The following is an 11,541-nucleotide window of genomic DNA, read 5'->3' as shown; positions in this document are numbered from 1 at the left end:
CTCTCGGCGTGCCGGGCGGCAGCCCTCGTACTGGACGCACTCGGGCTTCCGCCCGGTGCGGCGAGAGCGCGTGCAAGGCGTCGCGGGGCAGACGGAAGTCTGACGACAGGCCCTAGGGGGCCAGCGGGGGCCGGTAGCCCGTGTCGGGACCTGACCGCTCCTCGGGCCGGTCCTCGCGGATGACCTCGCCCTGGACGACCTTGCCGTCGGGGTAGTGGATCCGGGCCTGGGTGAAGGCGTCGCCGAAGCCGCCCGGGGCGGCCGCGGCCATCTTCCGCTCCAGGGCCCGCTCGGCCCGGCGGCCCGCGAAGGCCCGCACGGGCGGCAGCAGCAGGAGCAGGCCGGCCAGGTCGGAGAGCAGTCCCGGCATGATCAGCAGCAGCCCGGCCAGCATGGTCAGGGCGTTGCCGGAGCCCTTCTGGGGCTGCGGTGCGGCCGGTATGCCGCCCGCCATCGCCTGCTCCTGGGCCTGCTGGAAGCTGCGCGTGAGGTTCTTGAAGGCCCGGCGCCCGGCCCTCTTGATGACCACCACGCCGAGCACCAGACCGCCCGCGATCAGGGCCGCCACGGTGAACCCGCCGGCCGCCCCGGCGACCAGGCTGAGCAGCCAGATCTCCAGGATCAGCCAGGCGGCGATGGCCAGGGGGATGAAGGTACGGGCGGGCGAGCGCCGCCGGGGGGCCGTCGAAGTGCCGGTCGTCATACCCCCCAGTGTGCCCGGACCCCGGTGAAAGCGGGCTCAGCCGGAGGTACCGGGCGACCCCTAGGGGTGTCGGGCATGATCCGCCGGACGCTCCCCGGGAGGAGCGGGGTCAGGAGGGGCGCTTGCCCGCCAGCTTGGCGGCGCGCTCCTTCAGGCCCCACTGGGTGACCCGCATCAGGGCTTCGACCACGATGTCCTTGCTCATCTTGCTGTCGCCGAGCTCGCGCTCCACGAAGGTGATCGGCACCTCCACGACGCGGAAGCCCTTGCGGACGGCGCGGCGGGCCAGGTCCACCTGGAAGCAGTAGCCCGCCGAGGCGACCTCGTCCAGGCCGAGCTGCTCCAGCGTCTCGCGGCGGAAGGCGCGGTAGCCGCCGGTCACGTCACGGATCGGGACGTCCAGCATCAGCCGGGAGTAGGTGGACCCGCCCCGGGAGAGGAACTCGCGGCTCTTCGGCCAGTTCACGACGCGGCCGCCCGGCACCCAGCGGGAGCCGAGCACGAGGTCGGCGCCGCCCAGGGCGGTGAGCAGCCGGGGCAGTTCCTCGGGCTGGTGGGAGCCGTCGGCGTCCATCTCGACGATGACGCCGTAGCCGTTCTCCAGGCCCCAGGCGAAGCCCGCCAGGTAGGCGGCGCCGAGGCCCTCCTTGCCCTTGCGGTGCATGACGTGGATGTGGTCGTCGGAGGCCGCCAGCTCGTCGGCGAGCTTGCCGGTGCCGTCGGGGCTGTTGTCGTCGGCGACCAGGATGTGCGCCTCGGGGACCGCGGCGCGGACGCGGCCGGTGATGAGGCCGATGTTCTCGGCCTCGTTGTACGTCGGAATGATCACCAGGGTGGTGCCGAGCGGTCCGTAGGTCCGCTGTCCGCCGTCGCTCACTGGTTCCCCTTGTGTGTTCTTCGTACATCCCGTCACAACGGGACGATTTTAGAACAGTCGGCGACCGGGTCCGGCGGTCCTTCGGGCCGGACCGGCTCCCGCTGGCCGCGGGCCGCCGTGACCGTTGTCTACTGGGCCGCCGGGCCCGGTCCGGGGCCACCCTCCCCCTGCGCACGCCGGGGGCGTCCCCACCGGCGAAACCTTCCCTCGCCCCGGGGCGCGGGCACGCCGGGCGGACGGAACCGTCCGCTGGGGACGTCCTGTGGTGGACCCGGCCGAACCTATCCGGGACGGGCCGCCGGTACCTCACCGATGCCCGGTGGATCACCCCTGTGGGCGTACGAATACCTCCCGGCCGCCGACCACCGTCGCCAGGCACACCGGCAGGGCCCCGCCCGGGCTCAGGTCGGGCAGGCCGGGCGTCCCGGAGCGGGGGTCCGTGGACCAGCGGGCGACCCGGTCGTCCGGGGCCTGGACCACCAGCTCGCCGGTCCGCCAGACCGCGTAGTCGGCCGGGGCGCCGGGCACGAGGACGCCCGCGTCGTCGCGGCCCAGGGCCCGCCAGCCGCCCCGGGTGTGGGCCGCGAAGGCGGCCCGTACGGAGATCCGGTGCTCGGGGGTGCGGTGGAAGGCGGCCGCGCGGACGGTGCCCCAGGGGTCGAGCGGGGTGACCGGCGCGTCGGAGCCGAAGGCCAGCGGGACACCGGCCTTGAGCAGGGCCGCGAAGGGGTTCAGCGTACGGGCCCGCTCGACGCCGAGCCGGTCCGCGTACATGCCGTCCTCCCCGCCCCAGGCCGCGTCGAAGGCGGGCTGGACCGAGGCGGTCAGACCCAGCTCCGCGAAGGCGGCGATGGTGTCCGGGGTCATCATCTCGGCGTGCTCGACGCGGTGGCGGGCGGCCCGGATCCGGGCGAGGCCCACCTTCGCGGCGGCCGCGCGGACGCCTTCGACGACGGCGCCGACGGCCGCGTCGCCGATGGCGTGGAAACCGGCCTGGAGGCCCGCCTCGGTGCAGGCGGTGACGTGCTCGGCGACCTCGCCGGCGTCCAGGTAGCCCGTCCCGGTGTGCGGGGCGTCGGCGTACGGGGCGTGCAGGCAGGCGGTGTGCGAGCCGAGCGCCCCGTCGACGAAGAGGTCTCCGGCGGCGCCGACGGCGCCGAGCTCCCGCGCCAGGGCGAGGTCCCGGTCCGCCCAGTAGCCGAAGACCCGCGGCCCCGGGTGTCCGGCGGCCAGCGCCATCAGGCCGGCGAAGTCCTCGGCGGAGGAGATGTCGGGCCCGCCGCACTCGTGGACGGAGCCGATGCCGAGGGAGGCCGCCCGGTCCAGGGCGGCCCGCTGGGCCTCGGCGCGCTGGCCGGGGGTGACGGCGGCGAGCGCGGCCCGGCGGACGGCGTGGTGGTCGTCGCGGGTCAGCGGCTCGTCGCCGTGCGGGTGGACACCGGGTACGAGGTCCAGCAGGGCGGTGGTGACCACCGCCGAGTGCACGTCGATCCGGCTCAGGTACAGCGGGCGGCCCCCGGCGGCCTCGTCGAGCTCGGCCCGGCGCGGGGCGCGGCGTTCGGGCCACACGGCGGCGTCCCAGCCGTGCCCGAGGAGCACCCGGTCGGCGGGCCGCCGGGCGGCGTACGCCCGTACGAGGCCGAGGGCCTCGGCGAGCGAGCGGGCGCCGGTCAGGTCGAGGCCGGTGAGGGCGAGGCCGGCGGAGGTCATGTGGACGTGGGCGTCGGTGAAGGCGGGGGTGACGAGCGCCCCGCCGAGGTCGACGACCTCGTCCACGCCCTGTGCGAAGGCGTCGGCGGCGCCCTCGGATCCGACCCAGGCGACGTGGCCGCGCTCGACGACCATCGCGGTGGCGAAGGGGTCGGCGGGGCTGTGCACCTCGCCTCCGCGGAGGAGGACGGTGCGGGTGGCTGCTCCGGCGGCTTCGGCGGAGGCGGGGGTGCGGTCGGTCATGGGGACCAGTCTCGCCCCTGCGCCGGCCGCGGATTTCCCCGGGTGGGGGTGGGCGGGTGCCGGGACCGGAGTCGGCCGCGGGCCGCGGGGTGCCGCCGCACGGGACCGGATGTCGGCCGGAAAGCCGCTAGACGCGCGGTGGACGGGCTTCGTAGGGGGTGGAGAGGACCACTGTGGTGCGGGTGGAGACGTGGGCCAGGGCGCGCAGGCGGCCCAGGAGGTCCTCCAGTTCGAGGGGGGTGGCCACGCGCACCTTGAGGATGTAGTTCTCGTCACCGGCCACGCTGTGGCAGGCCTCGATCTCGGGCACGCCCGCCAGCCGGTCCGCGATGTCGTCCGGCGCGCTCGGGTCGAACGGCTTCACCGAGATGAAGGCCGTCAGGGGCAGTCCGACGGCCTCCGGGTCCACGACGGCCGCGTAGCCGCGGATCACTCCGCGCTGCTCCAGGCGGCGTACTCGCTGGTGGACGGCCGACGTGGACAGTCCGGTGGCCTTGCCCAGGTCCGTGTAGCTCATCCGCCCGTCCCGCACGAGCAGATCCACGATCTGGCGGTCCAGCTCCTCCATTGCGCTCATAGCCGCACAACCTATTGCCCCGAGCGGCTCCAGGCACAGCGGTGTCCACGCAGAAGTGGCACCTGCGGCGGGCATGTGACCAAAGCCACAGGCATGTACGGGCGTACATCCCGCTCTCGTGGTTACTCGTGCCGCGCGACGGGAAGTGCTTGGTGTGGCCGTGGCCGAAGTACCTGCCCGCCCGGCCCACCCAAGGGGGAGTACATCCATGCTGAACACCAAGCGCGCCGGTCGCACAGAACCGGAGCCCCTGGAATCCGTCGAGACCGATTACGCGGACGACGGGGAGTACCTCGAACCCGGCGACGCCGAGGACTTCGAGATCCGTCACGCGGTCTGCCCGGACTGCGGGCAGTCGATCGCCCTCGTCGCCGACGAGGAGCACCTTCCGCAGCACGCGCTGTGCCTGACCCCGTGGAACCCGTTCGGGCTCACGGTGTGCGCGGGCACCGGCCGGCCGGTCGCCGACGCGCTGCCGACGCTGGGCGCGCTCCTGCCCGAGCAGCAGGAGGCGACGCCGGTGGTGCACCTCACGCTGCCGCAGGGGCTGGACTGGCGGACGCAGCCGTTCTCGCACGTCGGCGGGCCGGGCTCGCGTCCCGTGCGGCTGGCGGCGGCCGCGCTGCCGAACAGGAGCGAGCACGCGCAGGCCGCCTGATCCGCCCGTTCTACCAGTACGTTCCCTGCACCATGCCGGCCAGGCTGGCATGGTGCAGGATGAGGCCGTCGGGGTCGGCTGGGACCTCCACCTCGCCGAAGTGGGCCTGCCGGTAGGCGATGCGCAGCATCACGATCCCGTGCCGCAGGGCTGCGTACAGGGTGTGGAACTCCATGTCCCGGGGGGTGTGCCCGGTGAGCTCGGCGTAGCGGCGCTCCAGGTCCTCGCGGCGCAGGAAGTCCGGCAGGCCGGGCTGGCCGAAGCCCACGGTGAGGTCCTGGAAGAAGCGGTGCAGGTAGACGGTCCAGCCGAGGTCGACCTCGCGCGGGGCGTAGGCCGCCATCTCCCAGTCGAGGACGGCCACCGGCCGGAAGCCGTCGTAGACGACGTTGCCGATGCGGGCGTCGCCCCAGTTGAGGACCGGTTCGCCCTCGTCGGCCGGCCAGAGTTCCTCCAGCCGGTCGAAGGCCCGTTCCAGCAGGGGTGAGCGCGCCAGGCCGGACACCACCCACGCGTAGTAGGCGCGCTGCGCGTCGACGTGGCGGCGCAGCGGGCTGCCCTCGCCCGGCGGGAGCAGGAACTCGGCTTCCTTCGCGGGGAACCGGTCGTGCAGCCGGGCGAGGAGGGAGATGCTCGCCTCCTGGAGTTCGGCGCGTTCGGCGTCGGTGGCGGAGTGCAGCCAGTTGCCCTCGTAGGTGTAGGGCATGACGTCGGGCGGTACGCGGCCCTCGGCGCGGGCCATCACGAAGAAGGGCGCCCCCAGCGGGGCGGGGTCCTCCTCCAGCCAGAGGACGCGCGGGACGGGCAGGTCGGTGTGTTCGGCGACCAGGCTCATGACGCGGTGCTGGCGGGGCATGTCGTAGCGGGGGAAGACGGTGTAGGCGGCGGGGTCGGCGGCCAGGCGCAGGGCGCAGGCGCGGACGGGGGCGTCGGGGTGCTCGATGTCGAAGAGCAGGGTTTCGCTGGACATGCCGTTGGAGCCGGGGACGGAGGTGTTGGCGACCTTCGCGCCGGGGAGCCTGCCGTCGAGCCAGGCTTCGAGGCGGCGGCCGAGTTCCTCGGGTTCGCGGGTGGAGGTGCGGGGACGGGGTGCCGTGGCCATGGATGACCCTTCCTCTCGGGGGCGAACGCGTCAGGGGGCGACGGAGGAGTAGTCGGCGAAGCCGCTGGGGTCGTGGCGGCCGAAGCTGCCGTGTTCGAAGATGCCGAAGCCGGTCCGCCCGTCGAGGGTGAAGCGGGCGGAGTGGTCGGTGACGCCGAAGGCGGCCATGGGGTGGGCGGCCGGGTCGGAGAGGTCGTACGTGCGGCGGTCGGTCCAGCCCCGGCCCTGCCAGGTGCCGTGCTGCCAGTCGGAGGCGGGCGGGTAGCCGGCGCCGACGGCGAGCGGGGAGGAGTTCAGGATCCGGACGCCGAGTTCGAGGGGTTTGCGGGAGGGGTCGGTGAGGTGGACGACGGCGCTCTCGGGGTGGCGGCTGCCGGGGCGGTAGCGGATCTCGGTGTGCGGCCAGCCGAGCTGGACGTCGTGGCGGCCGCTGTCCTCGGGGAAGACCTGGACCGCCTCGTTGAGGGTGCGGTGGCCGTCGGCGTCCTCCTGGGCGATGACCATGAGGAACCGGTCCTCGAAGCGGACGGGGATCCAGAGCCAGTGGAAGCCCTCGGGGCGCATTTCCTCGGCGGCGCGGCCGCCGTCCTCGCCGGGTATCGGGCGTACCCCCCAGCTGCGGTCGCGGGTTCCGGTCCACTCCCCCGGGGTGAGGGTGAACTCCTCGCCGCGGGCGCGGACGGTGCCGGTGACGCTGCCCGCCTGGACGAAGCGGCGGCCTTCGAGCATGAGGCGGTCGCCGCGGCGCTGGACGTGGTGGGGTTCCCAGACGGCGGGGAACTCGGCGGTCCAGGTGATGTCGTACGAGAGTCCGTGCGGGTCGGCCGGGTCGGGTGCGCAGCGGAGCGCGAGCCGCTTGAGCGGGACGTCGACGGTGATCGACAGGGGGCCCACGGAGAGGTTCATCCGGTCGTCGGTGAGGGCGTCGGAGGCGCGGACGGCGAGGAGTTCACCGCCCACGCGCAGGGTGGCGTACGCGTCGATGACCCCCGCGTTGGGGTAGACGCCGAGGCCGAGGATGAGGACGGCGCGGCCGGCGTGGTCGAAGACGTGGAAGATGCAGCGGTCGTAGGCGTTGCGGTCGCCGCTGACGTGGTGCTTCATCGACAGCGGGGCCTGGTGCACGGGGTATTCGTCGAGGGGGACGGGGCGGTCCGCGGGCACGGCAAACCTCCTGGGGCGCAGGGGCGGGCAGGGCTGCTGAGCGGATATGACGGTACGTCAGATATCCCGCTCGCGGCCAGAGCCCTGGCACACCCTGACAGCCCGGCACTCCCGGCCACCTCCGTGCGCCGTTCACCGGGACCGGCGCACCGCCCCGCGCGCGCGGGACGGCTCGAACGGATGGGCGCGGGCGGGAAGGGGTTACCGCCGCGTCGGATCCCGCGTTGGCGGTGCATGACCACCCTCGAAACGCCGTCGGCGAGAGCGGGGCGCAGGCGGCGCCCCACCCCGCCGGGTTACGAAGAATCGGTTCAGCAGGCAGTTCCGGAGCCGGGCCGGCAGCACGGCCGGCCGAGGTACCCCGACCCGCCCATCTACGGCGATCTGCTGGCCCGCTGGGCCGCCGACGGCCGCACGCTGCCGGGGCGGCGCGACCCGGAATGGTCCCGGATCGCCTCCTCCCCGATCTGGCCGAGCGGCCCGCTCTTCACCGGCCCGTGACCCGGGCCCGCTCCCGGGAACCGGGGAGCCGGGCCGGGGACGGCGTCAGCGGGTCTCGGGGCCGGCCAGGTGGCGGGCGATGACCATGCGCTGGATCTGGTTGGTGCCCTCCACGATCTGGAGCACCTTCGCCTCGCGCATCAGCCGCTCCACCGGGAAGTCCGCGGTGTAGCCGTAGCCGCCGAGGATCTGCACCGCGTCCGTGGTGACGGCCATGGCCGCGTCCGTGCAGAAGAGCTTGGCCATGGCGGCCTGCCGGGAGAAGGGCTTGCCCGCGTCGCGCAGGCGCGCGGCGGCGAGGTAGAGCGACCGGCCCGCCTCGATCTTGGTGGCCATGTCGGCCAGCATGAAGCGCAGCCCCTGGAAGTCGGCGATCGGGTGCCCGAACTGCTTGCGGCCGAGCGCGTAGGAGACGGCCTCGTCGAGGGCGGCCTGGGCGACGCCGATGGCGCAGGCGGCGATCCCGAGCCGGCCGGCGTCGAGGGCGGCCAGCGCGATGGTGAAGCCCTGCCCCTCCTCGCCGATCCGCCGGGCGTCGGGGACGCGGACGCCGTCGAAGTGCAGCTGGGCGGTGGGCGAGCCCTTCATGCCCATCTTCTTCTCGGGGACGGCCGCCGTCAGGCCCGGCGCGTCGCCGGGGACGAGGAAGGCCGTGATGCCCTTGGCGCCCGGGGCTCCGCTGCGCGCGAGGACGGTGTAGAAGTCGGCGACGCCGCCGTGGGTGATCCAGGCCTTGGTGCCGGTGATGACCCAGTCGTCGCCGTCGCGCTCCGCCTTGGTGGTGAGCGAGGCGGCGTCCGAGCCGGCGGCCGGCTCGGAGAGGCAGTAGGCGCCGAGCTTCCCGCCGCCGAGCATGTCGGGCAGGTGGGCGGCCTTCTGCTCCTTGGTGCCGTATCCGGCGAGGCCGTGGCAGGCCAGGGAGTGCACGCTGACGCCGAGGCCGACGGTCAGGCGGGCGGCCGCGAGCTCCTCCAGGACCTGGAGGTAGACCTCGTACGGCTGGTCGCCGCCGCCGAACTCGCCGCCGTACGGGAGTCCGAGCAGTCCGGACTCGGAGAGCAGGGTGAAGACCTCGCGGGGGAACCGGCCGGTCTCCTCCTCTTCGGCGGCGTGCGGGCGGATCTCCCGCTGGGCGATCTCGCGTACGAGCGCGAGGAGGTCCCGGGACTCCTCGGTGGGCAGCTGACGGTCCACCGGCTGCGGGGCGCGGTCTGTCATGGCGGCGCTCTCCTCCCTCGTCGGGCACGGCGGCGACGCGTGAGGTGTGGGACGCGCCGCCGGGTCTCGGTGCTCACAGCCGATGCTGCCCTTCCGGGTTACGGAAGGGTGGCTTCAGTGGCTGCGGCGGCTTGAGTATGCCCGATCAGGCGCTTTACGTCACCGGTACATGATTGCCATGATCATCCGGGCTGCTCGGAGCCCCCTCGGGATCCGCTGGAGGAGCGGGACAGTCCGGGACGAACCCCTCGATCACGCTCGGTTCCGCGTATGAGGGGGAGGCGAGCACGTCCCGCCGCGGGCCGTCCCGCGGGGTATTCGGCGCCGGTCCTGTCGGGCGCGGGCCCGGGTCTCGGTCCGGACGGGCCGCCGGCGGCGCCGGGCATCCCGCCGTGCGTTTTCATGACGCGGGTGAGGGCCGGGCGGGCGCCGGTCCCCCGGGCGTGATCGCCACCGAGGGGCAGCGGCCGGGGGCCTCGTGACGGCGGGGGTCAGAACCAGCCGACCTGGGTGACGAACATGGCCACGACGACCACCAGGGTCCAGCCGAGCACGTGCTCCAGCCAGGCGGAGTCTTCCTTGGGGCCGCCGGTGCCGACGAGGCGGCGGGCGCGGGCGGTGAGGGCGGCGGTGTGTGCGGTCATGCCGTCCAATGTGCCAGCGTTCGCGGCTTTCGCGGTATATGACGAGCGTCACTGGTGGCGCCCCTCACGCCACCGGGCCCCGGCGGCCTCCGATGTGCGGAGGTGCTGCCGGGGCCCGGCGGCGGGATGCGCTCCCGGTCAGGTCGTCGTGCGCTGACGTCCGCCCATGGCGACCATGGCCAGGCCCAGGCACAGCATGACCGCGCCGGTGATGACGTTGCTGACGACACTGCGGGTCGTGTCCATCTCACCGGCCATGACCCAGGGGGCCACGATCGTCCAGGCGCCGATCGCGACCGCCGTCCAGGCCATCGCGTGCGTGCGCTCGTACGCCGACCCCAGCCCGCCCATGCACAGGCAGAAGGCCAGACCGGCGATCAGGTTGTTGATGGCCAGCGGGCCCAGCACGCTGAACCCGGCTATCCAGGGCGAGGCCGCCAGGTACAGGCCCGTGATCAGGGCCAGTGCCTCCACGGCCTGCGCGGCGGGAGTGCTCGTCACCCGCTCGAACCGAGTCCGCATCTCGGCAAGGTCCGGGTGATGTTCGATGCTCGAATGGGTGGTCATGGTGGGCTGCCTCCTAGAGAAGCCTTATACGCCCTTTATGCCCATATTCCGCCCGTTAAGCCATTCGGACCAGCGGGCCTTTTCCGGAGCGCACGGAAGGGCGCGGGGGCCGGGCGCGGAAGGGTCCGCGCCCGTCTCACAGCACCCCCACCTCCCGCAGGGCCGCGGCCTGGTCCGCGCTCGGCCGCGCCGGGACGTAGAGGTAGCAGACGCCCCCGCTTCCCGAGACGGTCTTCCCGGCGGCGTTGCGGCGCTTGGTGCGCAGCCACACGTTCTCCCACTCCCGCCGCCTGTAGACGCGGCGGACGGACGGGTTGTCCGGCGAGTTCGGGTCGTTGGCGATCACGTCCCCGGCGGCGGTGAAGCCGATGACCGTCATGAGGTGACCCGCCGTGCCGTAGCCGGCGCCGGTGAGCTCCTGGGCGAGGAAGGACTGGGAGGTGATGACGGGGATCCCGGCCCGGACGAGGATCTCCAGGTCGGCGAGGGAGCCCAGCCGGGTCACCACCCCGGCCAGATCCCGGTAGGTGGCCGCGTACGCGGCGTTGAAGGGCCAGTTCCCGCAGCCCTTGTACGCGGCGTCGTACGTGGAGCGGGCCGCGTGGCAGATCTGGGGGTCCGCGTAGCCGGGGCTGACCCAGCCCAGGGAGGCGGCGCTGGGCTTGCGGCCCCAGTACTCGATCACCATCTGGGAGGAGGTGGGGCTGCACCAGGCCTCGCCGCCGTTGTCGTACTCGGGGTACCGGCCGGCGTGGACCTCCTGCGAGTAGCGCGGGACCTTCAGCTCGTGGGCCCGGCCCGAGGGGGCGGCGGCCGGGACCGTGAACCGGTCCGGGACGGCGGAGGCCATGGCCCCGGCCAGCCAGACCGTGGGGCCCTCGGCGGCGCCGGGCCTGCGGTGGAGGGTGAGGCGCAGCTGCCAGCCGGTGATGCGCAGGCCCCCGGCCGCGGCCGGGGCGTCCACGGCCAGGGTGTCGGTCCAGACGGTGGTCCGGCCGTCGGTCTGGCCGTCGACGGAGGTGCGGCGGATGTCGCCGTCCCCGGCGGCCCAGCGGCCCATCACGTACCAGGGGCCTCGCGTGCCGTCGCCGTAGGCGGGGCGCAGCTCGGTCTGGATCCAGGTGCCGGCGGGGGTGCGGGCGTTCCAGGAGGCGATGGCCTCGGTGGCGGGGACGGTGGAGCGGTGCACCGGGGAGGTCCAGGTGGCGTACTCCCAGGCGGACTTCCGGGCGGTGTGGGGGTCGGTGTACTCGGTGCGGCCCGCCGGGGTGGCGATCTCCAGGCCCGGGCGGGTTCCGGCGACGGCGGTGGTGCCGCGGTGGGTGCCTGACTGCCAGTCGGCGTACGCGTACCAGAACCGGTTGTCGACCGTCCGGGCCGCGGCCGCGCGGTCGGCGAGTCCCTCGGGGGCCTGCTCGGGGGCCCGGCCGGGTTCCTGTTCCGGGTGCGGCCCGGGGGCGGGGGGGGGGGGGGGGGCCCCCCGGGCACCCCAAGAAAAGCCACCCAAGAAAAGGGGCACGAAAGCGGAAAGGGAGAAGGCCAAAAAAGCACCCCGTGGCTTGTGTGTTGTCCCCTAA

12 protein-coding genes are annotated in these 11,541 nt (G+C 73.9%); 2 read left to right on the top strand and 10 right to left on the bottom strand.

Annotated elements, in window-relative coordinates:
- Nucleotides 1–112 precede the first annotated feature (112 nt).
- The 4 genes from fxsA to AC069X_RS24525 all read right to left on the bottom strand — a co-directional run bounded on the left by fxsA (nt 113) and on the right by AC069X_RS24525 (nt 4,101).
- Nucleotides 113–703, bottom strand: a complete 591-nt coding sequence (fxsA, locus tag AC069X_RS24540; protein WP_478731421.1) for an FxsA family membrane protein — start codon at nt 701–703, stop codon at nt 113–115.
- Nucleotides 704–812: 109 nt separating this feature from the next.
- The gene (locus AC069X_RS24535) at nt 813–1,580 is read right to left on the bottom strand and encodes a polyprenol monophosphomannose synthase (RefSeq protein WP_478731419.1); all 768 of its coding nucleotides are present in this window, start codon (nt 1,578–1,580) and stop codon (nt 813–815) included.
- A gap of 324 nt (nt 1,581–1,904) precedes the next feature.
- The gene (locus AC069X_RS24530) at nt 1,905–3,533 is read right to left on the bottom strand and encodes an amidohydrolase (RefSeq protein ID WP_478731417.1); all 1,629 of its coding nucleotides are present in this window, start codon (nt 3,531–3,533) and stop codon (nt 1,905–1,907) included.
- Between the two features lie 127 nt (nt 3,534–3,660).
- Nucleotides 3,661–4,101: an Lrp/AsnC family transcriptional regulator gene (locus tag AC069X_RS24525; protein WP_030011705.1), complete on the bottom strand. Its 441-nt coding sequence runs from the start codon at nt 4,099–4,101 to the stop codon at nt 3,661–3,663.
- Nucleotides 4,102–4,318: 217 nt separating this feature from the next.
- Here AC069X_RS24525 and AC069X_RS24520 point away from each other — a divergent pair, with 217 nt between their 5' ends.
- Nucleotides 4,319–4,768, top strand: a complete 450-nt coding sequence (locus AC069X_RS24520) for a hypothetical protein (protein ID WP_478731415.1) — start codon at nt 4,319–4,321, stop codon at nt 4,766–4,768.
- A 10-nt stretch (nt 4,769–4,778) separates the two neighbouring features.
- On the opposite strand, the gene AC069X_RS24515 is transcribed toward AC069X_RS24520, so the two are convergent.
- Together AC069X_RS24515 and AC069X_RS24510 are read right to left on the bottom strand one after the other, a co-directional pair.
- The gene (locus tag AC069X_RS24515) at nt 4,779–5,870 is read right to left on the bottom strand and encodes a phosphotransferase family protein (protein WP_478731413.1); all 1,092 of its coding nucleotides are present in this window, start codon (nt 5,868–5,870) and stop codon (nt 4,779–4,781) included.
- 30 nt (nt 5,871–5,900) lie between these two features.
- On the bottom strand, nt 5,901–7,034 hold the full coding sequence (locus AC069X_RS24510; protein WP_478731411.1) for an Rv3169 family protein: 1,134 nt from the start codon (nt 7,032–7,034) through the stop codon (nt 5,901–5,903).
- A gap of 234 nt (nt 7,035–7,268) precedes the next feature.
- Between AC069X_RS24510 and AC069X_RS24505 the strand changes: the two genes are divergently transcribed.
- The gene (locus AC069X_RS24505) at nt 7,269–7,535 is read left to right on the top strand and encodes a hypothetical protein (RefSeq protein WP_478731409.1); all 267 of its coding nucleotides are present in this window, start codon (nt 7,269–7,271) and stop codon (nt 7,533–7,535) included.
- Between the two features lie 45 nt (nt 7,536–7,580).
- On the opposite strand, the gene AC069X_RS24500 is transcribed toward AC069X_RS24505, so the two are convergent.
- The 4 genes from AC069X_RS24500 to AC069X_RS24485 form a co-directional block, all read right to left on the bottom strand.
- The gene (locus AC069X_RS24500; protein ID WP_478731407.1) at nt 7,581–8,753 is read right to left on the bottom strand and encodes an acyl-CoA dehydrogenase family protein; all 1,173 of its coding nucleotides are present in this window, start codon (nt 8,751–8,753) and stop codon (nt 7,581–7,583) included.
- 491 nt (nt 8,754–9,244) lie between these two features.
- Nucleotides 9,245–9,397: an SCO1431 family membrane protein gene (locus AC069X_RS24495; RefSeq protein ID WP_478731405.1), complete on the bottom strand. Its 153-nt coding sequence runs from the start codon at nt 9,395–9,397 to the stop codon at nt 9,245–9,247.
- 138 nt (nt 9,398–9,535) lie between these two features.
- Nucleotides 9,536–9,964, bottom strand: coding sequence for an SPW repeat protein (locus AC069X_RS24490; protein WP_478731403.1), 429 nt, complete (start codon nt 9,962–9,964; stop codon nt 9,536–9,538).
- A gap of 136 nt (nt 9,965–10,100) precedes the next feature.
- Nucleotides 10,101–11,471 carry a peptidase C39 family protein gene (locus AC069X_RS24485; RefSeq protein WP_478731401.1) on the bottom strand — a complete coding sequence of 457 codons (1,371 nt, stop codon included), beginning with the start codon at nt 11,469–11,471 and terminating at the stop codon, nt 10,101–10,103.
- Between the last annotated feature and the right edge of the window lie 70 nt (nt 11,472–11,541).

The sequence above is a fragment of the Streptomyces sp. NPDC043896 genome (assembly GCF_056435605.1).
Note: the sequence above shows the minus strand (reverse complement) of the source record. Positions and strands in the feature narration are given on the sequence as shown.

What these genes read in the sequence shown, in the direction of transcription:
- fxsA (WP_478731421.1), bottom strand. Translation starts at nt 703, where the DNA reads ATGACGACCGGCACTTCGACGGCCCCCCGGCGGCGCTCGCCCGCCCGT.
- AC069X_RS24530 (WP_478731417.1), bottom strand. Translation starts at nt 3,533, where the DNA reads ATGACCGACCGCACCCCCGCCTCCGCCGAAGCCGCCGGAGCAGCCACC.
- AC069X_RS24525 (WP_030011705.1), bottom strand. Translation starts at nt 4,101, where the DNA reads ATGGAGGAGCTGGACCGCCAGATCGTGGATCTGCTCGTGCGGGACGGG.
- AC069X_RS24520 (WP_478731415.1), top strand. Translation starts at nt 4,319, where the DNA reads ATGCTGAACACCAAGCGCGCCGGTCGCACAGAACCGGAGCCCCTGGAA.
- AC069X_RS24515 (WP_478731413.1), bottom strand. Translation starts at nt 5,870, where the DNA reads ATGGCCACGGCACCCCGTCCCCGCACCTCCACCCGCGAACCCGAGGAA.
- AC069X_RS24505 (WP_478731409.1), top strand. Translation starts at nt 7,269, where the DNA reads ATGACCACCCTCGAAACGCCGTCGGCGAGAGCGGGGCGCAGGCGGCGC.
- AC069X_RS24500 (WP_478731407.1), bottom strand. Translation starts at nt 8,753, where the DNA reads ATGACAGACCGCGCCCCGCAGCCGGTGGACCGTCAGCTGCCCACCGAG.
- AC069X_RS24495 (WP_478731405.1), bottom strand. Translation starts at nt 9,397, where the DNA reads ATGACCGCACACACCGCCGCCCTCACCGCCCGCGCCCGCCGCCTCGTC.
- AC069X_RS24490 (WP_478731403.1), bottom strand. Translation starts at nt 9,964, where the DNA reads ATGACCACCCATTCGAGCATCGAACATCACCCGGACCTTGCCGAGATG.